This is a genomic window from Ruegeria sp. BG11, assembly GCF_056538565.1.
In genome coordinates this window covers 39,717-61,713 of the sequence record NZ_JBQFTH010000016.1, presented here as the reverse complement: position 1 = coordinate 61,713, position 21,997 = coordinate 39,717, and the positions used below count along the sequence as shown (strand labels likewise).

21 protein-coding genes and 1 pseudogene are annotated in these 21,997 nt (G+C 58.9%); 16 read left to right on the top strand and 6 right to left on the bottom strand.

Annotated features, from left to right (window positions below; genetic code table 11):
* Window positions 1-2: 2 nt before the first annotated feature.
* From rpsN to comE, 10 genes are all read left to right on the top strand, one after another.
* Entirely contained in the window at window positions 3-308 is a 306-nt protein-coding gene (rpsN, locus tag ACR0JF_RS20940) for a 30S ribosomal protein S14 (RefSeq protein WP_068340744.1), read from the top strand.
* A 13-nt stretch (window positions 309-321) separates the two neighbouring features.
* Window positions 322-714, top strand: coding sequence for a 30S ribosomal protein S8 (gene rpsH, locus ACR0JF_RS20935; protein ID WP_170373360.1), 393 nt, complete (start codon window positions 322-324; stop codon window positions 712-714).
* Between the two features lie 11 nt (window positions 715-725).
* A complete protein-coding gene (gene rplF / locus ACR0JF_RS20930; protein ID WP_170373361.1) occupies window positions 726-1,259 on the top strand; it encodes a 50S ribosomal protein L6 in 534 nt (177 codons plus the stop codon).
* A gap of 11 nt (window positions 1,260-1,270) precedes the next feature.
* A complete protein-coding gene (gene rplR / locus ACR0JF_RS20925; RefSeq protein ID WP_039523386.1) occupies window positions 1,271-1,630 on the top strand; it encodes a 50S ribosomal protein L18 in 360 nt (119 codons plus the stop codon).
* 116 nt (window positions 1,631-1,746) lie between these two features.
* Window positions 1,747-2,310, top strand: coding sequence for a 30S ribosomal protein S5 (gene rpsE, locus ACR0JF_RS20920; protein ID WP_170356677.1), 564 nt, complete (start codon window positions 1,747-1,749; stop codon window positions 2,308-2,310).
* A 13-nt stretch (window positions 2,311-2,323) separates the two neighbouring features.
* Entirely contained in the window at window positions 2,324-2,512 is a 189-nt protein-coding gene (gene rpmD / locus ACR0JF_RS20915; RefSeq protein ID WP_074736195.1) for a 50S ribosomal protein L30, read from the top strand.
* 325 nt (window positions 2,513-2,837) lie between these two features.
* Window positions 2,838-4,145: a histidinol dehydrogenase gene (gene hisD, locus ACR0JF_RS20910; RefSeq protein WP_170662827.1), complete on the top strand. Its 1,308-nt coding sequence runs from the start codon at window positions 2,838-2,840 to the stop codon at window positions 4,143-4,145.
* Window positions 4,146-4,245: 100 nt separating this feature from the next.
* Window positions 4,246-4,653 (top strand): universal stress protein, encoded by a 408-nt coding sequence (locus tag ACR0JF_RS20905; RefSeq protein ID WP_170662747.1) that lies wholly within the window; start codon window positions 4,246-4,248, stop codon window positions 4,651-4,653.
* A 51-nt stretch (window positions 4,654-4,704) separates the two neighbouring features.
* A complete protein-coding gene (locus ACR0JF_RS20900) occupies window positions 4,705-5,211 on the top strand; it encodes a sulfopyruvate decarboxylase subunit alpha (protein ID WP_170468582.1) in 507 nt (168 codons plus the stop codon).
* On the top strand, window positions 5,208-5,762 hold the full coding sequence (comE, locus tag ACR0JF_RS20895) for a sulfopyruvate decarboxylase subunit beta (RefSeq protein ID WP_170662749.1): 555 nt from the start codon (window positions 5,208-5,210) through the stop codon (window positions 5,760-5,762). Before ACR0JF_RS20900 ends, comE begins: the two co-directional genes overlap by 4 nt.
* Window positions 5,763-5,830: 68 nt before the next feature.
* Here comE and ACR0JF_RS20890 read toward each other — a convergent pair whose 3' ends face one another.
* Entirely contained in the window at window positions 5,831-6,604 is a 774-nt protein-coding gene (locus tag ACR0JF_RS20890) for a FadR/GntR family transcriptional regulator (protein WP_170468578.1), read from the bottom strand.
* 313 nt (window positions 6,605-6,917) lie between these two features.
* On the opposite strand from ACR0JF_RS20890, the gene ACR0JF_RS20885 reads away from it, so the two are divergent.
* The 4 genes from ACR0JF_RS20885 (at window position 6,918) to dld (ending at window position 13,014) form a co-directional block, all read left to right on the top strand.
* Window positions 6,918-7,967 (top strand): TRAP transporter substrate-binding protein, encoded by a 1,050-nt coding sequence (locus tag ACR0JF_RS20885; RefSeq protein ID WP_170380531.1) that lies wholly within the window; start codon window positions 6,918-6,920, stop codon window positions 7,965-7,967.
* A 114-nt stretch (window positions 7,968-8,081) separates the two neighbouring features.
* Entirely contained in the window at window positions 8,082-10,145 is a 2,064-nt protein-coding gene (locus ACR0JF_RS20880; protein WP_170662751.1) for a TRAP transporter large permease subunit, read from the top strand.
* Window positions 10,146-10,157: 12 nt separating this feature from the next.
* Window positions 10,158-11,309 carry an alpha-hydroxy acid oxidase gene (locus ACR0JF_RS20875; protein WP_170662753.1) on the top strand — a complete coding sequence of 384 codons (1,152 nt, stop codon included), beginning with the start codon at window positions 10,158-10,160 and terminating at the stop codon, window positions 11,307-11,309.
* Window positions 11,310-11,325: 16 nt separating this feature from the next.
* A complete protein-coding gene (gene dld / locus ACR0JF_RS20870) occupies window positions 11,326-13,014 on the top strand; it encodes a D-lactate dehydrogenase (RefSeq protein WP_170662755.1) in 1,689 nt (562 codons plus the stop codon).
* A 342-nt stretch (window positions 13,015-13,356) separates the two neighbouring features.
* On the opposite strand, the gene gph is transcribed toward dld, so the two are convergent.
* Window positions 13,357-14,031, bottom strand: a complete 675-nt coding sequence (gene gph / locus ACR0JF_RS20865; protein ID WP_170662757.1) for a phosphoglycolate phosphatase — start codon at window positions 14,029-14,031, stop codon at window positions 13,357-13,359.
* Window positions 14,032-14,250: 219 nt separating this feature from the next.
* Here gph and hemP point away from each other — a divergent pair, with 219 nt between their 5' ends.
* Window positions 14,251-14,418 carry a hemin uptake protein HemP gene (gene hemP, locus ACR0JF_RS20860; protein WP_170468565.1) on the top strand — a complete coding sequence of 56 codons (168 nt, stop codon included), beginning with the start codon at window positions 14,251-14,253 and terminating at the stop codon, window positions 14,416-14,418.
* A complete protein-coding gene (locus tag ACR0JF_RS20855; protein WP_170662759.1) occupies window positions 14,415-14,891 on the top strand; it encodes a hypothetical protein in 477 nt (158 codons plus the stop codon). The genes hemP and ACR0JF_RS20855 overlap by 4 nt, the downstream gene beginning before the upstream one ends.
* Before the next feature lie 40 nt (window positions 14,892-14,931).
* Here ACR0JF_RS20855 and ACR0JF_RS20850 read toward each other — a convergent pair whose 3' ends face one another.
* From ACR0JF_RS20850 to ACR0JF_RS20835, 4 genes and pseudogenes are all read right to left on the bottom strand, one after another.
* Window positions 14,932-17,997 (bottom strand): aminotransferase class III-fold pyridoxal phosphate-dependent enzyme, encoded by a 3,066-nt coding sequence (locus tag ACR0JF_RS20850; RefSeq protein ID WP_170662829.1) that lies wholly within the window; start codon window positions 17,995-17,997, stop codon window positions 14,932-14,934.
* Between the two features lie 101 nt (window positions 17,998-18,098).
* Window positions 18,099-19,037: pseudogene (locus tag ACR0JF_RS20845) on the bottom strand (NAD(P)-dependent oxidoreductase); the annotation flags it as partial.
* A 24-nt stretch (window positions 19,038-19,061) separates the two neighbouring features.
* A complete protein-coding gene (gene cueR, locus ACR0JF_RS20840; RefSeq protein WP_170662764.1) occupies window positions 19,062-19,451 on the bottom strand; it encodes a Cu(I)-responsive transcriptional regulator in 390 nt (129 codons plus the stop codon).
* A complete protein-coding gene (locus ACR0JF_RS20835) occupies window positions 19,448-21,919 on the bottom strand; it encodes a heavy metal translocating P-type ATPase (RefSeq protein ID WP_480669807.1) in 2,472 nt (823 codons plus the stop codon). Before ACR0JF_RS20835 ends, cueR begins: the two co-directional genes overlap by 4 nt.
* Between the last annotated feature and the right edge of the window lie 78 nt (window positions 21,920-21,997).

The window sequence follows — 21,997 nt, the reverse complement described above, 5'->3', positions numbered from 1 at the left end:
ACATGGCTAAAAAAGCAATGATCGAACGCGAGAAGAAGCGCGAACGCCTGGTGGCCAAATATGCCGCAAAGCGTGCCGAGCTGAAAGAAATCGCGAATGACGAGAGCCGCCCGATGGAAGAGCGTTTCAAAGCGCGTCTGAAACTGGCGAAACTGCCGCGCAACAGCTCGGCTACCCGTCTGCACAACCGTTGTCAGCTGACCGGTCGTCCCCACGCTTACTACCGTAAGCTGAAGGTCAGCCGTATCGCGCTGCGCGAGCTGGGTTCTGCTGGTCAGATCCCCGGCATGGTGAAATCGAGCTGGTAAGGGAGACATAGATATGAATGATCCTATCGGCGATATGCTCACCCGTATCCGCAACGCGCAAATGCGCGGCAAGTCCACCGTTTCCACCCCGGCTTCCAAGCTGCGCGGATGGGTTCTGGACGTGCTGGCGGACGAAGGCTACATCCGTGGTTATGAAAAGACGACCGGTGCAAACGGTCATCCGGCCATCGAAATCAGCCTGAAGTATTACGAAGGCACCCCTGTTATTCGCGAGCTGAAGCGGGTTTCGAAACCCGGTCGTCGCGTCTACATGGGCGTCAATGACATCCCGCAGGTCCGTCAGGGTCTGGGCGTGTCGATTGTCAGCACTCCGAAAGGTGTGATGTCGGACGCAAACGCTCGCTCCAACAATGTTGGCGGCGAAGTGCTCTGCACCGTCTTCTAAGGAGGTCTGCAATGTCTCGTATTGGTAAAAAACCGGTCGAGCTGCCCAGCGGCGTTACCGCCTCTGTGTCGGGTCAGACCATCGAAGTCAAAGGTCCGAAAGGCACCCGCAGCTTCACCGCCACCGACGACGTGACGCTGTCGGTTGAAGACAACGTGGTCAAGATCGACCCCCGTGGCATGTCCAAGCGTGCCCGCCAGCAGTGGGGCATGAGCCGCACCATGGTTGCCAATCTGGTAACCGGTGTGACCGAAGGCTTCAAAAAAGAGCTGGAGATCCAGGGTGTTGGTTACCGGGCTCAGATGCAGGGCAACACCCTGAAGCTGAACCTGGGCTACAGCCACGATGTTGATTTCACTGCTCCGGAAGGTGTCACCATCACCGCGCCGAAGCAGACCGAGATCGTTGTGGAAGGTATCGACCAGCAGCAGGTGGGCGAAGTCGCGGCCAAAATCCGCGAATGGCGCCGTCCCGAGCCTTACAAAGGCAAGGGCATCCGCTACAAGGGCGAGTTCATCTTCCGCAAGGAAGGCAAGAAGAAGTAAGGACGCAAACAATGGCAAACAGCAAAAGAACCCTGTTTCTGAAGCGCCGCCTGCGCGTTCGGAACAAACTTCGCAAAGTCAACGCCGGCCGTGTACGCCTGTCGGTTCACCGTTCGAACAAGAACATCAGCGTTCAGCTGATCGACGACGTCCGCGGCGTGACCCTGGCATCGGCCTCGACCCTGGAAAAAGATCTGGGTGTTGTTGGCAAGAACAACGTCGAAGCGGCCACCAAAGTGGGCGCGGCCATCGCCGAGCGTGCCAAGAAGGCAGGCGTCGAAGAGGCCTATTTCGATCGTGGTGGCTTCCTGTTCCACGGCAAGGTGAAGGCAGTTGCCGACGCCGCGCGTGAAGGTGGTCTGAAGATCTAAGACTTGCGGGCAGCTTTGCGGCTGCCCCGATGATCCGGGGGCCTCGGCAACAGTCGCGGCTCACTTGGATTGAAGCAAACGGCGCCGTATGCGCCACATGAGAAAAGGGATGCCAAATGGCAGAACGTGAAAACCGTCGGGGCCGTGGCCGCGACCGTGAAGAAGCACCGGAATTTGCAGATCGCCTGGTCGCAATCAACCGCGTGTCGAAAACCGTAAAAGGTGGTAAGCGCTTTGGCTTCGCCGCTCTGGTGGTTGTCGGCGATCAGAAAGGCCGCGTCGGCTTTGGTAAAGGTAAAGCGAAAGAAGTACCTGAGGCCATCCGAAAGGCGACTGAGCAAGCCAAGCGTCAGATGATCCGCGTGCAACTGCGCGAAGGTCGTACTCTGCACCACGACATCGAGGGCCGTCACGGCGCTGGTAAAGTGGTCATGCGCACCGCACCCGAAGGTACTGGTATCATCGCCGGTGGTCCGATGCGTGCAGTGTTCGAAATGCTGGGCGTTAAGGACGTTGTGTCCAAGTCGCTGGGCTCGCAGAACCCGTACAACATGATCCGCGCCACCATCAACGGCCTGCAGAAAGAGCAGAGCCCGCGTTCGGTTGCCGCACGTCGTGGTAAAAAAGTTGCCGACATCCTGCCCAAGCGGGACGAAGCACCGGCTGAAGCCGAAGCGTAAGGAGTAGCGAGCAATGGCAAAAACCATCGTCGTCAAGCAGATCGGTTCTCCGATCCGTCGCCCCGCCGAACAGCGCGCAACCCTGATCGGCCTGGGCCTGAACAAGATGCACCGCACCCGTGAGCTGGAGGATACTCCTTCGGTCCGCGGCATGGTCAACAAGATCCCGCATCTGGTTGAGATCATCGAAGAGCGCGGCTAACCGCCCTCTGAAAATGCTTTTGGAACCGCCTCTGACTTATGTCAGGGGCGTTTTCTTTTGCCCGAGTGCATCTGCGAATCGCCGCGTTCGACCGCTTGCCTCACGTCTTGAAGAGGGTCGAGCGGGCCGCTGACTCCAAAGGCAACAACGGTGCAAGGGCCATCTTGCAGGCCCGAGTTTCAGCTTTCCCAATGCCGAAATTTATCATTTCTTAAATGGGGTTAGAAGATTGAAAAGAGTTTTGTTTACGGCTCCACAAACGCTTGCAAAGCCGATTTTGCCTCTGACAGAGTGGCCGGGCAAGAACCGAGAGCAGGGGCTGACTATGGCGCGCGACTATCTCAAAAAGGCGATGCTGACGGCGCATTCTGATGCGCCTGAGGTTCACGATACGGTCAAGACCATCCTGGCGGAGATTGAAGCCGGCGGCGATGCGAAGGCGCTGGAATATGCGGCCAAGTTCGACAGGTTCGACGGCAACGTTCTGATGACGCAGGACGAGATTGACGCCGCCATTGCGCTTGTGCCCGAAAAGCTGAAGGCGGATATCCGTTTCGCCCATAACAACGTCCGCCATTTTGCCGAGGCGCAGAAGGCTACGATGACAGACGTCCAAACCGAGATCGTGCCCGGAGTGATCGCTGGTCAAAAGGCAATCCCCGTGGATGCGGCGGGGTGCTATGTGCCCGGCGGTCGGTACAGCCATATCGCCAGTGCAATCATGACGGTGACAACCGCCAAAGTGGCCGGATGCCGCCACATCATCGCGTGTTCTCCTCCGAAGCCGGATGAAGGCGTTGCACCTGCAGTTGTCTATGCGGCCCATATCTGTGGGGCCGATAGTATTCTGGCGATGGGAGGGGTGCAGGGTGTCGCCGCGATGCGATACGGCCTGTTCGGCCTGCCGCGCGCGAACATCCTTGTAGGGCCCGGGAACCAGTTCGTGGCCGAGGCCAAGCGCATCCTCTACGGTGAGGTTGGCATCGACATGATCGCCGGACCAACCGACAGTCTGGTCCTCGCCGACAGCAGTGCGGACCCGCTTGTTGTGGCCACCGATCTCGTGAGTCAGGCGGAACACGGGTATAACTCTCCTGTCTGGCTGGTGACAGATGACCGAGCGCTTGCGCAGAATGTCATGACACTGGTGCCCGAGTTGATTGCAGATCTTCCTGACCTGAACCGAGAAAACGCGGCTGCTGCATGGCGCGACTATGCCGAGGTCATCGTTTGTTCGGATCGCGAAGAGATGGCCGCTTGTTCTGACGAATACGCGCCGGAACACCTGACCGTTCAGGCCGAGGATCTGGAATGGTGGCTGGATCGCCTGACCTGCTATGGCTCTTTGTTTCTGGGGGAAGAGACCACTGTATCCTATGGGGACAAGGCAACGGGTACCAACCACGTTCTGCCGACCTCGGGGGCGGCCAGCTACACGGGCGGGCTGAGCGTCCACAAATACATGAAGATCGTGACATGGCAGCGGGCGACTCGGGAAGGCTCAAAACCCATCGCCCTGGCCACTGCCCGGATTTCGCGCGTGGAAGGGATGGAGGGACATGCACGGGCGGCCGATGTGCGCCTCGCCAAGTATTTCCCGGATGAGGAATTTGATCTGCGTGCCGAAGGATGATCGGTCCAACCACCACCTGCCAAACTGTTCTCTGGCCTTGATACCGCACTGGGTACTATCCTTGGCTTGATAGGGCCGACCGGGTCGAAAGGAGTTTGACATGTACAAGAAAGTTCTCGTTCCAATGGCGCTGGATCACGATATCTCGCAACACACTCTGGAAGTGGCGCGTGCCTTGTCTCAGGGCGGCGGAGAGATCATTGCTTTGCATGTTTACGAAATGCCGCAGGGCTCGGTCAGTGCGTTTCTGGACAAGGATCTGGTGGCAGAAGGATATCGCCGCGCCCGACTGGAACTGTCGCGCAAAGTCGAAGGGCTGGATGGGGTGAGTTCCGAACTCGTGAAGGGCCACACGGCGCGCACGATCATAGATTATGCGGCGGAGAACGGTGTCGATTGCATCGTCATCGGGTCTCACAAGCCCGATCTCAGCGACTATTTCCTGGGCTCAACCGCGTCGCGCGTTGTGCGTCATGCCCCTTGCGCGGTGCATGTGTACCGTAGGTGATAACCGTCAATCACGCCCTTGGGCGACAACAACAGGAATGACAGCCGGAAGATGAATATAGACAAGAAGATCACTGACGATCTGGTGGCGAATGACATTTCGTTCGTGACCACCGTCCCCTGCAAACAACTGGCTGGTGTCATTGATGAGATCGACCAGCGCGAAGGCATCTATCACATCCCTTCGAACAAAGAGGATGAGGGGATGGGCCTGTGCGCAGGCGCATGGATGGGCGGTAAGCGCCCGGCCATTATCATGCAGAACACAGCAATCGGGGTGACGATCAACACGTTGGCGACTCTGATCCAGTACTACCGGATGCCACTGCCGATGCTGATCTCGTATCGCGGTGAGTTGCGCGAGCCGATTGCATGTCAGGTTGAGATGGCGGTCCACACCAAAGCGTTGCTGGCGCAGCTCAATATCCCGACTTACCACTTTCACCATCAGGCGGATGTGGCTGAGCTGGATGCGATCCTGAAATACACATTCATGTGCAACAAGCCGGTTGCCATTCTGACCGATGCCAACTTCTGGGGAGGCTATGGCGACCAATGATCCGTTCTGAAATCCTTAAAGAAATCGCTCCGATCCTGCGGGATCAACTGGTGGTTTGTAACATCGGCATTCCGAGCCAAGAGCTGCACGCGTTTGATGACCAGCCAACGAATTTCTACATGCTGGGCACGATGGGGTTGGCTTCATCCATCGGTCTGGGGTTAGCTCTGTCCCAGCCCAAGCCGGTGATCGTGATTGATGGGGACGGCTCCGTTCTGACCAATCTTGGAACGCTGCCGACCATCGCGAACAACGTGACTGACAATTACATCCTGCTGATCGTCGACAATGGCTCATACGGGTCCACGGGGGATCAGCCGACCTATGCGGGTTTGAAGACGTCGCTGGCGAAAATGGCGGCTGCCGCAGGATGTGAGCGCGTGATTGAATGCGCCGCCGAAGATACAGGGCGTGTGTTGCAGGAGGCGTTGGACGCTCGACAGATGACCATCATTGTCAGCAAATGCGAAAGCGGCAACGCTAAGATGCCGCCGATCACGATGGACCCGGTGGTGATCCGAGATCGGTTTATGAAAGCTGTAGAGGCCTGAACACCTTTTCGGTTTTGCTGAATGCACTGATCAAAGTCGTCCTTGTGGGCGGCTTTGGCACTACATGTCTAGCGCGACAGAAGACGCCGCTTCTCGGCCATGACCTCGCGGCGTTGCTGTTCTATACCCGTCCGGAAGGAGCGCTCGACAAAGTCGATATGGTCCAGTGCGGCCTGTTCGGCGCGCTTTTCGTCTCCGTCAATCACCGCTTGACCCAGGGCAAGGTGCTGATCCAGCAGCTGTTTGCCCGAACCGTCAATCGATTTCAGAAAACTGCGATTGTAGAAAACGCCTCGCTTGGTCAGTTCGTAGATCGAGGCCATCATATGGATCAAAGTGGCGTTCTGGCTGGCGTCGACGATGGCAGCATGCAGGGCGAAATCCGCCTCGCGTGAGGCTTGCGCATCGTTCGCCTCCCACGCCCGCACATTCTCGTCGAGGATTTCGGCGATCCTCTCCTTGTCGGCCTTGGTGGACCTGCGGGCGGCGAGACGGGCGGCAAAGCCTTCTTGTTCGCGGCGGTATTCCAGGTGGTCGAAAAAGGCAGGCTCGTGCCGTTCGTAGAGCGCCAAAAGGGCCGGTAACATCGCTTGCCCAGTCAGGGCGGCGACAAAGGTCCCCTCACCATGCTGAGTGGTGACCAGCCCGCGTTCCTCCAGCACGGCCAGTGCTTCGCGCAGCTTCGGCCGTGAGACCCGAAGCATTTCCGCCAGATCCCGCTCGGACGGCAGCTTGCGCCCCTGTTTCAGAATACCCGACGCGATGAGGTCTTCGATCTGCGCCACCACGGCGTCGGCCAGCGATTCGTGTCCGACCGGTTCAAAAATCGCCTTGGTGTTCATGGGTTTTACCTAAGATAGATGCCGAAGTGAGATATATTGGTAAATAAATGTAACCATATTGGTGCGATTTTCAAGCATTCAGTTCCAGCATGGAAATGCAACTTAACGCGTTCAATAAAATAAGAATTATCGAAAATATTTAGCAATCTATCGAAACTGAGTGTGCCCAGTCAGGGACATTTTCGCAGATCCAGTGGTAAATAAAATTATTGACTGAGTAGCACTGGTAAAGTTAGTGAACCACTAGTGCAAACCCGCAAGGGTCTGCGTTTGTGTTTGAGGCAGATGCCCGACCCACCCAGGAGGAGACATTATGAAAAAGACCCTGACGAGCCTTGCCGTAGCCGCCAGCCTGATGGCCGCACCTGCGGTTGCTAAAGATAAGCTGCTGTTGAAAACCCCGATTGCGTTCTCGACCGAACTGCCTGGTCTTGGTTCGCCAATCCCGCGCGTTGCCGAGCAGTTGGACCTGATGTCGGGTGGTACGCTGAAGATGAAGGTATATGAGCCAGGCAAACTGGTTCCACCGTTCGAAATTCTAGACGCGGTTTCGACTGGCAAGATCAACTCGGGCTACACCACCGCTGGTTACTGGGCGGGTAAAATCCCGGCCGCTCCGCTGTTCTCGGCCGTTCCTTTCGGCCCTGAAGCGGGCGAGTACATGGCGTGGCTCTACTACGGCAACGGCATGACGCTGTACCAAGAGATGTATGATCAGGCCGGTTACAACGTCCACGTGATCCCTTGCGCTGTCATTGCCCCCGAGACCTCGGGCTGGTTCGCCACCGAGATCAACTCACCCGAAGACCTGAGCGGCCTGAAGATGCGTTTCTTCGGTCTGGGCGGCAAGGTTATGCAGAAACTGGGTGTTGCTACCTCTTTGCTGCCCGGTGGTGAGATCTTCCCGGCGCTGGAAAAGGGTGCGATCGACGCGACCGAGTTTTCGATGCCCGCCATCGACGCACGTCTGGGCTTCCACAAGCTGGTCAAGTTCAACTACTTCCCGGGCTGGCACCAGCAAGCGACAGTTTTCGAGCTGATGATCAACAAAGACGTCTGGGCAGAAACCAGCGAGCAGCACAAGGCGATCATCGAAAACGCCTGTAAGGCTTCGATGGCCGACAGCTTTGCCGAAGGTGAAGCGATCCAGCACGCGGCTCTGATCGACAACGTTGAAAACAACGGTGTCACCCTCAAGCAGTGGTCACCCGAGATGCTGGATACCTTCCGCAGCACTTGGGAAGAGGTCGCCGCCGAAGAGGCCGCAAATGACGCTTTCTTTGCCAAGGTACTGGCCGACATGACCGAGTTCCGTGACGGCTACAACCTCTGGAAGACCAACGCCTTCCTCCCACGTCAGTAACTTCCTCACTGACGTTTCTGGGGCAGCGGACACTGCTGCCCCAGTCGATTTCTGATCTTCGGATTTTCCAAACTTTTACCGCCCTTGCACAGGGCTGCCGGGCGAGGAATGACCATGAGCAATTCAAATACCACCAAAGATCCGGTTGAGGCCTATGAAGGCATCCTGGAGCATCCCGATACCGACCGTCAAAAAATCGCCGTTGCCATTGATACCAGCGTCAAAGCTGTCGGTCATGTCGTCATGTGGGCGAATGTGCTGCTGATGGCGGCGATTTTTTCGCAGGTCGCGCTGCGCTATCTGCTCAGCCAGAACTACCCCAAACTGGATGAGATTCAGTGGCACTTCTACGGCATCGTTACGATGATCGGCATCTCATATGCATTGATCACAGACAGCCACGTGCGCGTCGACGTTCTGCATATGCAACTGTCCCGCCGGGCGCAGCGGATCATCGAGGTGATCGGCATTCTGACCCTGCTGACCCCGTTCATCTATCTAATGATTGATCAGGGCTATGACTATTTCTACGAAAGCTTCCGCGTCAACGAACGCTCGGACAGCCCCACCGGTCTGCCTGCGCGTTGGGCCTTCAAGGCGGTCATTCCGATCAGTTTTGTTCTGTTGGCCCTGGCCGCTCTGGCGCGGCTGATCCATGACGGGCACGCACTGATGTACGGACCGGCTTCGGAACGAGAGGGCGCTCCGCTGCGTCGTATCCTGCTGGTGCTGACTGTGTTTGCCGCCGTCTGTGTGGGCCTGACCTTCCTGGTTGAAACGACCGAGGAAAAACTGGTCATCGCGATGTTCCTGACCTTCATCGCGCTGCTCTTCACCGGCTATCCGGTGGCTTGGGTGCTGGCCGGTGTCGGTGTTGCCTACTGTGGTCTCGCATATCTGTTCGACAACGACCTGATGCTGTGGACCGGGTTGGAGAGCACCTTTACCGGACTCGACTACCTGACCCTCGGCGCGGTGGTGAACCGGGTCTACGCGACCATGTCCAACGCGGTTCTGGTCGCGCTGCCGATGTTCATCTTCATGGGCCTGATGCTGGACGAATCCGGTGTGGCCGAGCGTCTGATGACCTCGATGCAGCGCCTGTTCGGCACCGTGCGGGGTGGTCTTGCCATCACCGTGACCCTGATCGGGATCATACTGGCGGCCTCGACCGGCATTATTGGTGCGTCCGTGGTGCTGCTGGGCGTGCTGTCTTTGCCGTCGATGATGCAGCAGAAATATCAGCCGACGTTGGCGGCGGGCGTGGTCTCTGCTTCGGGCACGCTGGGTATCCTGATCCCGCCCTCGATCATGCTGGTGATCATGGCCGACCAGATGGCTCTGTCCGTCGGAGACCTGTTCATGGCCGCCGTCTTCCCCGGTGTGATCATCGGTGGGCTATACCTGACCTACATCTTCATTCTCGCACAAGTGAAGCGCGACGCGGCCCCCGTGCCCGAAGGGGCAAAAGCGCCTGACTGGGATGCTGTCAAAGACGTTCTGATCGCGGTCATTCCAACGCTGCTTCTGATCCTCGCGGTTCTGGGCTCGATCTTCGGAGGTCTGACCACCCCGACCGAGGCCTCGGGCATCGGTGCATTGGGCGCGACGCTGTTGGCGCTGGGATATCGCAAGCTGACCTTTGCGAAACTGTGGAACGTGCTGGTTTCGACCTTCAACACCACCGCCTATATCTTCGCGATCTTCCTTGGCGCGACGGTATTCTCCTATGTTCTGCGGGAACTTGGCGGCGATGAACTGATCGAGCACGTGGTCCAATCCACCGGCTTCGGTGCCAATGGCACGGTCCTGTTCATCCTGTTCATCGTATTCCTGCTGGGCTTTGTTCTGGACTGGATCGAGATCACCCTGATCGTATTGCCCCTGATGCGACCGATCGTGAACGGCCTGGGCATCGACATTCCGGGCTTCGGAGTGCTGGATGAACCCGCACTGGTCTGGTTTGTGATCTTGGTGGCGGTGACGCTTCAAACCAGCTTCCTGACCCCGCCGGTTGGCTTCGCTCTTTTCTACCTGAAAGGCGTCTGCCCGCCCGAGATCAAGCTGATGCATATCTACAAAGGCATCATCCCCTTTGTGCTGCTACAACTGACCGGATTGGCGCTTGTCTTCCTATGGCCGACACTCGCCACCTGGCTGCCCTCTGTGGCGTACTAAGGAGATCACGCTATGCGTCTCAAGCATTGCCACAACTTTCACGACTTCCGGCAGCTGGCCAAGCGCCGCCTGCCGGGGCCGATCTTCAACTATATCGATGGCGGTGCGGATGATGAGGTGACCTATCGCCAGAACACCGCCGCTTTCGACCGCTGCGATTTGCTGCCCTCGGTGCTGCGCGGGGTGAAGGACGTAGACATGTCCGTCACCGTGATGGGCCAAAAGCTGGATATGCCGTTCTACTGCTCGCCAACAGCTCTGCAGCGGCTGTTTCACCATCAGGGGGAACGCGCCGTAGCCGCCGCGGCCGAGAAATATGGCACCATGTTCGGTGTGTCTTCGCTGGGCACCGTCTCGCTTGAAGAGCTACGCAAGAAGCACAAAAATCCGCAGGTCTATCAGTTCTATTTCCACAAGGATCGCGGCCTGAACGCAGCGATGATGCAGCGTGCGAAAGAAGCCGGGGTTGAGGTCATGATGTTGACCGTCGACAGCATCACCGGCGGCAACCGAGAGCGTGACCTGCGCACCGGTTTCTCGATCCCATTCCGCCTGACACTGGGCGGCATGATCCAGTTTGCGATCAAGCCGATGTGGGGGATCAACTATGTCACCCACGAAAAATTCCGTCTGCCGCAATTGGAAGAGCATGTGGATATGGGTGGCGGTGCCAGCTCGATCGGCGGCTATTTCACCGAGATGCTGGACCCGTCGATGAATTGGGATGACGTCGCGCAGATGGTGCGGGATTGGGATGGTCACTTCTGCCTCAAGGGGATCATGACCGTCGAAGATGCCAAACGCGCGGCCGAGATTGGCTGTACTGGTATCATTCTGTCGAACCACGGCGGGCGGCAGCTGGATGGCTCACGCACGCCGTTTGATCAACTGGCCGAGATCGTAGATGCGGTTGGCGACAAGCTGGACGTGATCATGGACAGCGGCATTCAGCGCGGTACCCATGTGCTGAAGGCGCTTTCGATCGGGGCGAAAGCGGTCGGTGTTGGACGTCAGTACCTGTATCCTCTGGCCGCCGCTGGTCAGCCGGGTGTCGAGCGAGCGCTGGGCCTCATGCGGGCCGAGATCGAGCGCGACATGAAGCTGATGGGAGTGACCAGAATCGACCAACTGAGCCGCGAGAATATCCGTTTCCGCGCCGCATAAAGACATGAGGAATGCCATGACCAATGACGCGTTGATTGAACATTTCCGCTCTGTCGTTGGTGCGCGGCATGTCCTGACTGGCGAACGCGCGACGGAACGGTTCCGGCGCGGTTTTCGCTCGGGCGAAGGCGAGGCGTTGTGCGTCATCCAGCCCGGCAGCCTTCTGGAGCAGTGGAAGGTCCTGAAGGCCTGCGTTGCAGCCGACAAGATCGTCATCATGCAGGCGGCCAACACCGGCCTGACCGAGGGGTCGACCCCCTCGGGCCGCTATGACCGGGACGTGGTACTGATCAACACGCGCCGCATGGACACTCTGGTGCCGCTGAACGACGGCGAGCAGATCGTCAGCTTTCCCGGCGCCACCCTGTTTGCGCTGGAAAAACTGTTGGCCCCACTAGGACGAGAGCCGCATTCGGTGATCGGCTCCTCGTGTATCGGCGCGTCGATTGTGGGCGGGGTTTGCAACAACTCGGGCGGGTCACTGGTGGAACGCGGCCCTGTTTATACCGAACTGTCCGTCCATGCGCGGATATCCGAAAAGGGCGAGCTGGAGCTGGTCAACCATCTGGGAATTGATCTGGGCGACACGCCGGAAGAGATCCTGGCAAATCTTGATGCGGGCAGGTTCGACCGGAACCCGGGGGCCACGAACAAACGCGCCTCGGCCAGCGACTACGCGCAGATCGTGCGCGACGTCGACGCAGAAACGCCTGCGCGGTTCAATGCGGACAAGGCGAAGCTGTTCGAATCCGCCGGGTCGGCTGGCAAGCTGGCCGTCTTTGCCGTACGGCTTGATACGTTCCCCAAGAATGAGGCCGAGAAGGTTTTTTACATCGGAACAAACAGCCCCGATGATCTGGCCGCCCTGCGCCGTCACATCCTGTCGGAATTCAAGTCGCTGCCTGTGTCCGCCGAATATATGCAGCGCGAGGTCTTCGACATCACGGCGCGATACGGCAAGGATACGGTCGTGATGATCGACAAGCTGGGCACCGACCGGCTGCCGATGTTCTTTGCGCTCAAAGGCGCAGTGGATGCCCGCCTGCGCCGTATCCCGTTCCTGCGCAACTTTACGGACCGCTTCATGCAGATGGCGGTCTCAATCTGGCCACGTGTCTTGCCGAAACGTATGGTCGCGTTTCGTGACCGTTACGAACACCATCTGATCCTGAAGATGAAGAACGAGGGGATTGCCGAGGCTGCCGAATGGCTGCCCTTATTCCTGAAAGATCGCGACGGCGGTGCCTTCGAATGCACTCCGCGAGAGGCCAAGATCGCAGGGTTGCACCGCTTTGCCGCCGCTGGGGCTGCCGTCAGGTACATGGCGCTGCACGGCAATGAGGTCGAAGACATCATTGCGCTCGACGTAGCCTTGCGGCGCAATGATCAGGACTGGCTTGAGACGCTTCCGCCAGAGATTGAGGACCAACTGGTCCACAAGCTTTACTACGGTCATTTCATGTGCCACGTGATGCATCAGGACTACGTGGTCAAAAAAGGCGCTGACCCAAAGGCTTTGAAAGCCGCGATGTTGGAGTTGTTCGACACGCGCGGCGCGGAATACCCGGCTGAACATAACGTGGGGCATTTGTACAAGGCCAAGCCCGATCTGGCCGCCCACTACAAGTGCTGTGATCCGACGAATTCGTTCAACCCGGGGATCGGCAAAATGTCCAAAGCGCGCTACTACGCGGAGCCCGAATAGTAGGCTCTGGCGTTTTCACCCCTGATCTTGTCAAAGGCCTATTCCCGACCAAGTTGTCGTCTCATGCGGTTCGTCCGGGAGAAGCCCGAATTTGGTGCGTCTGGACCGTTCGGTTAGGGGATTGATTGCCTCTCAAGCCTGAGGTCAAGCGCAGGTTTCACAGCTGGGTTAATGCAAAAAAATCCACCCCTACGGGAATCCCCCAATTTCGCCATCTGTCGCGTCCCGTTAAACAAGGGACAACAACTGGCCTCAAAGGGCCACACAGAGTTTCCCCGATGAGGGGCTGGTCCATACCCCCTCGGCCGGCCCCTCAATAACTTTCGGGGTATACTCTGGCGCCTATTTCAGCTGAGCAGACATCTGCACCATCTGCGCGACCAGGGGCGGAATCTCGTCCGCCTTGTCATAGGCAACGTCGTGCGGAATATCTGTCACGGGCGACTTCCGATAGCCTTGCGTGAACAGGAGAAAGGGGATCTCGGCGCGCTCGGCTGTTTCTGCGTCCACCTCGCTGTCACCCACGAAAACACGCGACCCACGAGCTGGCAATGCGTCGAAGCTTGCAAACAGATGCTGAGGGTCGGGTTTCCTTGTGGTCAGGCTGTCACCGCCCAGAACCACATCGAAATATCGCGACAGGTCCAGTACGTCGAGAATATGCCGGGCAGGGGCCTCGGGCTTGTTGGTGCAGACGCCCAGTATGTGCCCCTGCGATTGCAAGATGGCCAAAGCCTGAGGAATGCCGGGATAGGGCACTGTCGTCTTGCTGGCCCCTGCCGTGTAATGCGCGAGCGTCACTTTCGTCAGTTCGCCATGACGATCCAGAGGCAGCTCGCAGTGCCGGATCATGCGCTCGACCAGCTTGGGGAGACCGTTGCCTACGAATCGCCCGATCACTTCGCGCGGCAGGGGGGGCAGGTCGAGATCGCTCAGCGTCTGGTTCGCGGCTGCAACGATGTCACCTAGGCTGTCGACCAGAGTTCCGTCCAGATCAAATACAATTGCCGCGCCCATTGTGACCTCAGTGTTTTACCTATGAGTTCAGGCCTAACCTGCCCGTCAAGAAGGCGCAATATTGCATCTTTCGGCAACCGCAAATGCGCGGCTTGACAATCCTTACTAAAATTATCAGAATAAGAACAGAAGCCGACAGCCACCCCGAACTCGGGTCAGCCAGGTCATTGAGAAAGCGAACAGATCAGGCCCTTGCCTGAGATACTCCGGAGTTGTCAAATGAACGCGCAGACCCCTATCGCCACCCAGTCCTTTGCCGTATCCGTGCTGCCTTCGCACAAGGCTGAAGAGCTGACCAAAGGCGGCAATCTCGCCCATATCGAACTGGGTGATCAGCTTTATACGCTGCGCATTACCCGTGCAGGCAAACTGATCCTGACGAAATGAGCAGCCCGTCGTCCCGGGGTGGCGCAGCGGTTGGCCGCCTGACAGACCTTGCCCCAATCGAAGCAGGTGCGGTGATGTATCTGCGCCTATGGAGCGAAGGCGCCAAAGGCCGCGCAGACGCTGCCAGTGATTTCGACATCGCGCTTGGCGCAAATCAAGGGCGCGCCGCGATGCTGACCTTAGATCGTCTATGCTCGCTGTGTGCCAGCTATGGCCGCCGCCCATTGATCCGTCATGGATTGGGATGTGCCTGTCTGGGCGCGGATGAGAATTGTTTTGCCCAGATGATTGCGGCCGCATCTGAGGGCGCGCGGGAAGACGCGATGATGATGGCCTCATTGATCGTGCGCCCGGATTTTGCGCCGGCCCTTGCCTCACTGTCAGAAGAGCTGGGGATGGCCCTGCGCCGCATGACAGCCACCATTCCAATGCCGACAACAGGTCATCAGACCCCCTCGGCCGTGTTGCATTGATCGGCAAATCAAGCCCCGGCGGTTGCGCCGGGGTTTCTACTTAGCAGCAGCCACATCCCGCGTGGTGGTGATCGTGGTCGCAAACCGGGGCAGGGGTATAGTCGCCTACGCCTTTTAGAACATCCCGCAGCGCCCATAGGATCATGTCCACATCCTCGGCTTCGATGGTCAGAGGCGGGCGGATCTTAAGGATGTTGTCTTTCGGACCTTCGCTGCCGATCAGGATACGATGATCGCGCATCCGGTTCTTTACAAAGCTGCAGATCTCGGTCCCTTCCGAGCCATCCGGGTTGATCAGCTCTACCCCCAGAAACAGACCCATCCCGCGCACGTCACCAACGCAGCCGAACTCGGATTCGATCTGACGCAGACCCGCCATCAGACGGTCGCCCATGACGCGGGCATTGTCCTGCAGACCTTCGTCATCGACGATGTCCAGAACCTCTTTCCCGATGCGGCATGACAGGGTGGAGCCGCCGAACGTCGAGAAGAACTCGATCCCGTTGTCAAAGCTTTGGGCGATTTCCTTGGTGGTGACCAGCACGCCCAACGGATGACCGTTGCCGATTGGTTTGCCCATGACAACGATATCGGGCAGCGCGCCTTGGTGTTCAAAGCCGAAATAGTATTCGCCCAGCCGCCCAAGTCCGGTTTGCACCTCATCAGCGATGCAGACACCGCCCGCCGCCCGGATTTTCTCATACACTGCGGGTAGATAGCCTTTCGGCGGAATGATCTGCCCACCGACCGAAGGGAAGGTCTCGGCGATGAAACCGGCCACGCCCTCACCTTTCTCTTGCAAAGCAGCAATCGCAGGGTCCACGAGATCTGCGTATCTTTGCGCGCGGTCGGTGTCGTCACGTTTAAACGTGCCACGGTAGTCATCCGCGACTTCGACCAGCTCGACCCAGTCGGCCTGACCGATCCCGCCGGGTTTGTTGAACTTGTAGGCCGACATGGCAACTGCCGCGTTCGTGTTGCCGTGATAGCCGTGATCGGGGGTCACGATCCCCTTGGCGCCGGTATGGGCGCGGGCCAGACGCAGGGCCAATTCGTTGGCTTCGGTGCCTGAATTGACGAAGAAACAGACCTCAAAGTGATCCGGCAGCTTCGACAACACCTTGTCGGCAAATGCGGTCTGCGCCGGGTGCAGATATCGGGTGTTGGAGTTCATCCGCTTCAGCTGATCCGCCGCGACGGCTTGAATGCGCGGGTGGGCATGTCCCACATGAGGAACGTTGTTATAGGCGTCCAGATAGGGGCGACCCCATTCGTCGAACAGGTGGTGTTTCCAACCGCGCACCAACATGACCGGGTCATTGTAGGTAAGGCTCAGATTGCCGCCGAAATGGTCGTGCCGCCCTTGCAGAACTGCCTGTTTGTTAGTCGGCTGATAGCAAACCTTGTCATCGGCGAGGTTCAGCAAGGTCGCCGGGTTCGGACAGACCGCGTTCCACAGCTCCAGCTCATCCGGGTCGGCGACACCGGGCCAGTCGGCCTCCATGCCCTCGGTTGTCAGGGCAAGCTGGAAATGCACATGCGGGGCCCATCCACCGTTTTGCGAGGCATCCCCAAGGCGCACGAAAGCAGCGCCCTGCGCCACCGGATCGCCCGGTTTCAGGCGGTCACAAACCTCTGGGTCCAGATGGCCGTAGAGTGTATAGAACGGATCCCCCTCGGGCGTTTCATGATGCAGGATCACCACGCCGCCATAGTCAAGATGGCTGTCGCGGTTCTCGACCACTTCGACCCGGCCGCTCATCGGGGCGTGCAAAACAGTGCCAGCGGGCGCAAACACGTCCACGGCCAGATGCACCGTGCGCCGGTCCGAGGCTTTCCACGGCCCCTTGCGGAACCCTGGCTCCGCGTAGATCAGACGGGGTTCGTTGTAGTAACCCAGCCAAAGGCCCTCGCCGAATTCCTCACCCACCCGCGCGGCTTCTTCGAGCGGCATATGGAACGGGTTCTGCGGCCAGGTGGAGTTCTCAACGGAGAGAGAGCCCATTGGCACATCGCTCAGGTCCTGGCCAAACATCTCGGCAAAGTGGCCGCGATGGTCGGAGAGGTAGGCGTGAATGCGCTCGGCCCTATCGACCACCGGTAAGCCGCAGGCACAGCGCAAGCGGGCGGACATCAGGCCGCCATTGACGGCTTCGTTCTCTAGGAACCGCCAGGCCGGGGTCTGACTGATGGTCACATAAGGGTCGTCTGGGTTTTCAGCGGCCATCAGGGTCGAGTTCACCACGGACACCGCAAGTCGCATGCGCAGTAGAGGCCAGATCAGATCGACCTCCTCGGCGCTCAGCCGATTGGCGGCGTGATAGCCTCGGACCAGAGCGGTCAGCGCGCGTTCGGGTTTCGGGTGATCCAGAACGATATAGGCCCCGGCAATGGCCAACTCGCATACGCGCGGCGCGGCGCACATGTCGCCCAGGTCGATCAGGCCGGATACGGTACGCCGTTCGCTCAGCTCTCCTTCGACGAGAATGTTGTAGTCATTGGCGTCGTTGTGAATGGCTTGCGTGGGCAGGCTGTTCAGCGCATCTGAGATCGCAGTGAAACCCTGTACAATTTCGTCCAAAAGCGCGCGGCGGCACGGGTCACTGACCGCATCCAGTTGATCCGCAATCCAACCGCCTTTCACCAGGTCCCATTTGAAATCGTCCCGCTGCAGGTTGCCATGCGCAAACCCAGTCAGAGCCCGATCGGTCGCGCCAAGAACGCGTCCGAGTTTCAGGATCAAGTCTTCGGATTTCGGTTCGACCTTGGCGTAGCACTGGCCCGGAAGGCGCTCCAACAACCAAGCCAGGCGCGGTTGGCCGTCCTGATCTTCGATCTCGGGCAGGACAGCACCATCCAGCGAGGGGAATACCTTGGGGAAGGGCAGCCCCGGCGCCCCAGCCGCGATATGTTCGAGCGCTTTGACTTGAAGGTCGACGAACTCTGGCTCGCACCCCGCGCGCATGACTTTCAGGACATAATCCTGACCGTTCTTCGCTTCGACCAGAAAGTTTAGGTCATACTCTCCGTCCAGCCGTGTCAGCCGGGCGTCCAGCCCCCAATACTTGCGCAGGGCATCTGCCCAGAAATCACTCATGTCTTTCATTCCCATCCCTATCCGCCGCGCAACGCGGATCTCTTCATCTGGCTAAAAATATCCTCGGGGGTGAATTGGCCCACAGGGCCAAGAGGGGGCAGACAGCCCCCTTAATCCAACGCCCGCAACCGCTTGATCAGCGACGAGGTATCCCACCGTCCACCGCCAAGTTTTTGCACATCCTTGTAGAATTGATCGACCAGCGCGGTGACAGGCAAGGACGCGCCCGTCTCATTGGCTGTGTCCAGGCAGATGCCCAGATCCTTGCGCATCCAGTCTACCGCAAAGCCGTGGTCGAAATGGTCGTCCAGCATGGTCTCGTACCGGTTTGCCATCTGCCAGCTGCCTGCCGCACCTTGGCTGATCACTTCAACCACCGCGTGCCCGTTCAGACCGGCCTTTTCAGCAAAATGCAGCGCTTCGCTGAGGCCCTGCACCAGACCGGCAATCGCGATCTGGTTGCACATCTTGGTCATCTGACCGGCACCGCTTTCGCCAATCCGGCGGCAGATTTTCGAATAGACCTGCATGATCGGCTCTGCCGCTTCAAATACCACCTGATCGCCGCCGCACATGATCGACAGCACGCCATTCTCGGCCCCGGCTTGGCCGCCCGAGATCGGCGCGTCGACAAAAGAGATCCCTTGCCCTTTAGCCGCCTCGTAAAGCTCACGCGTCACCTTGGCGGAAACGGTGGTGTGATCCACAAAGATCGCGCCATCCGACATCCCGGCAAAAGCGCCATCCGCGCCGGTGCAGACCATCCGCAGGTCGTCATCATTGCCAACGCAGGACATGACGAATTCGGCCCCCTCCGCAGCACCTTTGGGGGTCGTCGCCTTTGCGCCGCCATGTTCGGCCACCCAGGCCTCGGCCTTGGAGGCGGTCCGATTGTAAACGGTGACCTGATGCCCTGCAGCCTGAAGGTGCCCAGCCATGGGATAACCCATAACACCCAAACCAAGAAACGCGACTTTTGCCATGGGATGATCCTCTCCGCTGACCGGCATTGCTTGATTGCCGGAGTGTTTGGCACTGACAAAGCAAAGCCTGCGCGAAAGGGCAACCCCGTGTTAGCTGTTCCCGCCTAGATCCTTCAGGATCGGGCAGTCCGGTCGGTCGTCTCCGGCGCAGGCCTCGATCAAATGACTCAGCGTGTCGCGCATCGCCTTGAGGTCGGTGATTTTTGCGTCGATCTGCGCCAGATGATCCCGTGCAACTTGCTTTACATCCGCGCTCGCCCGGCTTTCATCTTCATATAGCGCCAGCAGTGTGCGGCAGTCTTCGATGGTAAACCCCAAGGCGCGGGCGCGCCCTAGAAAGGTTAGCTTGTGAATGTCCTGTTCGCGAAACCGGCGATAGCCGTTGTCATCGCGCAGAGGTTTGATCAGCGCGATATCCTCATAGTAGCGGATCGTTTTCGCAGGCAGTCCGGTGCGGGTTGAGACATCGCCAATATTCATGCGTGGGCCTCCTTCGTGGTTTTTTGCGCACCTTCCGCGACGTTGGGGCGGACCCACCGCAGACGCAGCGCATTTGTGACGACAAAGACACTGGACAGGGCCATCGCGCCCGCCGCAAGCACCGGGGACAGCAATGGCCCGCCAAAGGGGTACAGCACTCCGGCGGCCACAGGGATCAGCAAAGTGTTATAGCCAAACGCCCATCCGAGGTTCTGACGGATATTGCGCATCGTCCGATGGCTGATGTCGATTGCGTTCACGACGCCGCGCAGATCGCCGGACATCAGAACCACATCTGCAGCCTCGATCGCGACATCCGTTCCGGTGCCGATGGCGACGCCAACATCAGCTGCCGCCAGAGCAGGTGCGTCGTTGATCCCATCGCCCACAAAGGCGAGCGCGCCGAATTCGCGGCCCAAGCCCTCTAGCGTTTTCTGTTTGTCACCGGGCAGCAGGTCGGCGGCCACGTGATCAAGGCCCAACCTGTTTGCCATCGCTTGCGCCGTTTGCGCGTTGTCTCCGGTCACCATGGCAAGCGTCAGGCCCATATCGTGTAGCTTGGCCAGCGCCTCGGCCGTGCCCGGCTTCACAGGGTCCGAGACAGCCAGACTGGCTGCCGCTACCCCATCAATGGCCAAGAACAGCGGGGTCGCCCCCTGCGCAGCCCGTGCATCGGCGTCCGGCTTCAGATCCGAGATATCCACGCCTTTCTGATGCATCAATTTGTATGAGCCAATCAGCAGGTCATGCCCCTCTGCGCGGCCCTGAAGGCCAAGGCCGGTGAGGGACTGAACCTGAGAAACCTCGGGCAGATCAGAGGGTCCGGCGCGGGTAATCGCAGTGGCGATAGGGTGTTCCGAGCGCGCCTCGATTGCTGCGGCCAGTCGCAGGACCTGATCCCGCTCAAAGCCGTTGGTGGTTGTCACGTGATCTAGTTCGGGGCGCCCGAGGGTCAGCGTACCGGTTTTGTCGAAGGCAATCACCTTGGTCTGCTGCAAGTGTTGCAGCGCATCGCCCTTGCGGAACAAAACACCCAGCTCCGCCGCACGGCCCGTCCCCACCATGATTGAGGTCGGCGTGGCCAGACCCATGGCGCAGGGGCAGGCGATGATCAGGACCGATACCCCGGCCACCAGCGCCAGCGGCAGTGACGGAGAAGGCCCGAAGATCAGCCAAGCAGTGATGGTCAAAACCGCAACCAGCATCACCGCTGGAACAAAGCGATAGGTCAGCCGGTCGACCAGGCTTTGGATGGGCAGCTTGGCCCCCTGCGCTTGTTCTACCATCGAGATGACTTGGGCCAGAACCGTATCCCCACCAACGCGAGTCGCCTGCACACGCAGCGCGCCGGTTCCGTTTACGGTACCGCCCACCACCGGGTCGCCAGCGGATTTGCCAACCGGTACCGGTTCCCCCGTGATCATGCTTTCATCGACGTAAGAGGTTCCTTCGAGGATATCTCCATCCACCGGAACGCGTTCTCCGGGACGGATTTGCAGCACGTCACCCACCGCTATTTCGGTAATAGGGCGATCTTCTGCTGCTCCGTTTCGTTCGACGCGCGCGGTTTTGGGCTGAAGCCCGATCAGCGCTCGGATTGCCGCGCCGGTTTTGCCTTTGGCGCGCGCCTCCATCATGCGGCCGAGAAGGATCAGTACTATGATCACGGCTGCGGCCTCAAAATACACATTTGCCGTGCCCTGCGGTAGCAGGCCTGGCGCGAAGGTCGAGATGATGGAGAACAGATAGGCCGCTCCGGTCCCCAAAGCGACCAGAGCGTTCATGTCCGGCATCCCGCGCAGCAGGGTCGGAATACCCTTGGCGTAGAACACGCGTCCCGGGCCAATCAACAGGGCCGTGGTCAGGGCAAACTGGATCAGATAGCTGGTCTGCTGTCCGAGGGTTGCGTGAACCCAATGGTGGAAGGCGGGAACCATATGCCCGCCCATCTCGAGAACAAATACGGGCAGGGCCAAAAGGGCAGCCAATACTGTCGCGCGTTTCAAATCGCGTGCCTCTTCCGGCGTGTCATCGGACCTCGTTTCCGACCTCGGAGATGCCTTAAGCTGCGCGGGAAATCCAAGCTGAGTTGTGATCTGTGCCAGCGCCTGCGGCGTGGTCGCGCCCTCGATGTAGGTGACCGATGCGCTTTGGTTGGCGAGGTTCACGCTTGCCTCAAGAACGCCAGGGCTGGCCTGTAGAGTACGTTCGATCTTCGCCACACAAGACGCGCAATTCATCCCGGTGATCTGCAAAAAGGTCTGATGCGTTGCCGCGGGATAGCCAGCGGCCTGTAGTGCATCGCTGAGGTCGGAGACTGGGCCGTCAAACGTGACCTGAGCCGTCTGTGTCGCAAAATTGACCGATGCGTCCTGCACGCCGGGCACAGCCTGCAATGCAGCCTCGGCGCGCCCAACGCAAGAGGCACAGTTCATGCCCGTGATTTTCAATTGAGTGCTTTGGGTCATGCGACTCATCCCGACAGATATCTTGCTATCCACATGGGGGTTCCAGTGACAGGAAGGTCAAGAGGTGTTGCGTGATTT

Bases quoted from the DNA above. Each gene is read 5' to 3' on its own strand.
- rpsN (WP_068340744.1), top strand. From the start codon at position 3: ATGGCTAAAAAAGCAATGATCGAACGCGAGAAGAAGCGCGAACGCCTG.
- rpsH (WP_170373360.1), top strand. From the start codon at position 322: ATGAATGATCCTATCGGCGATATGCTCACCCGTATCCGCAACGCGCAA.
- rplF (WP_170373361.1), top strand. From the start codon at position 726: ATGTCTCGTATTGGTAAAAAACCGGTCGAGCTGCCCAGCGGCGTTACC.
- rplR (WP_039523386.1), top strand. From the start codon at position 1,271: ATGGCAAACAGCAAAAGAACCCTGTTTCTGAAGCGCCGCCTGCGCGTT.
- rpsE (WP_170356677.1), top strand. From the start codon at position 1,747: ATGGCAGAACGTGAAAACCGTCGGGGCCGTGGCCGCGACCGTGAAGAA.
- rpmD (WP_074736195.1), top strand. From the start codon at position 2,324: ATGGCAAAAACCATCGTCGTCAAGCAGATCGGTTCTCCGATCCGTCGC.
- hisD (WP_170662827.1), top strand. From the start codon at position 2,838: ATGGCGCGCGACTATCTCAAAAAGGCGATGCTGACGGCGCATTCTGAT.
- ACR0JF_RS20905 (WP_170662747.1), top strand. From the start codon at position 4,246: ATGTACAAGAAAGTTCTCGTTCCAATGGCGCTGGATCACGATATCTCG.
- ACR0JF_RS20900 (WP_170468582.1), top strand. From the start codon at position 4,705: ATGAATATAGACAAGAAGATCACTGACGATCTGGTGGCGAATGACATT.
- comE (WP_170662749.1), top strand. From the start codon at position 5,208: ATGATCCGTTCTGAAATCCTTAAAGAAATCGCTCCGATCCTGCGGGAT.
- ACR0JF_RS20890 (WP_170468578.1), bottom strand. From the start codon at position 6,604: ATGAACACCAAGGCGATTTTTGAACCGGTCGGACACGAATCGCTGGCC.
- ACR0JF_RS20885 (WP_170380531.1), top strand. From the start codon at position 6,918: ATGAAAAAGACCCTGACGAGCCTTGCCGTAGCCGCCAGCCTGATGGCC.
- ACR0JF_RS20880 (WP_170662751.1), top strand. From the start codon at position 8,082: ATGAGCAATTCAAATACCACCAAAGATCCGGTTGAGGCCTATGAAGGC.
- ACR0JF_RS20875 (WP_170662753.1), top strand. From the start codon at position 10,158: ATGCGTCTCAAGCATTGCCACAACTTTCACGACTTCCGGCAGCTGGCC.
- dld (WP_170662755.1), top strand. From the start codon at position 11,326: ATGACCAATGACGCGTTGATTGAACATTTCCGCTCTGTCGTTGGTGCG.
- gph (WP_170662757.1), bottom strand. From the start codon at position 14,031: ATGGGCGCGGCAATTGTATTTGATCTGGACGGAACTCTGGTCGACAGC.
- hemP (WP_170468565.1), top strand. From the start codon at position 14,251: ATGAACGCGCAGACCCCTATCGCCACCCAGTCCTTTGCCGTATCCGTG.
- ACR0JF_RS20855 (WP_170662759.1), top strand. From the start codon at position 14,415: ATGAGCAGCCCGTCGTCCCGGGGTGGCGCAGCGGTTGGCCGCCTGACA.
- ACR0JF_RS20850 (WP_170662829.1), bottom strand. From the start codon at position 17,997: ATGAAAGACATGAGTGATTTCTGGGCAGATGCCCTGCGCAAGTATTGG.
- cueR (WP_170662764.1), bottom strand. From the start codon at position 19,451: ATGAATATTGGCGATGTCTCAACCCGCACCGGACTGCCTGCGAAAACG.
- ACR0JF_RS20835 (WP_480669807.1), bottom strand. From the start codon at position 21,919: ATGACCCAAAGCACTCAATTGAAAATCACGGGCATGAACTGTGCCTCT.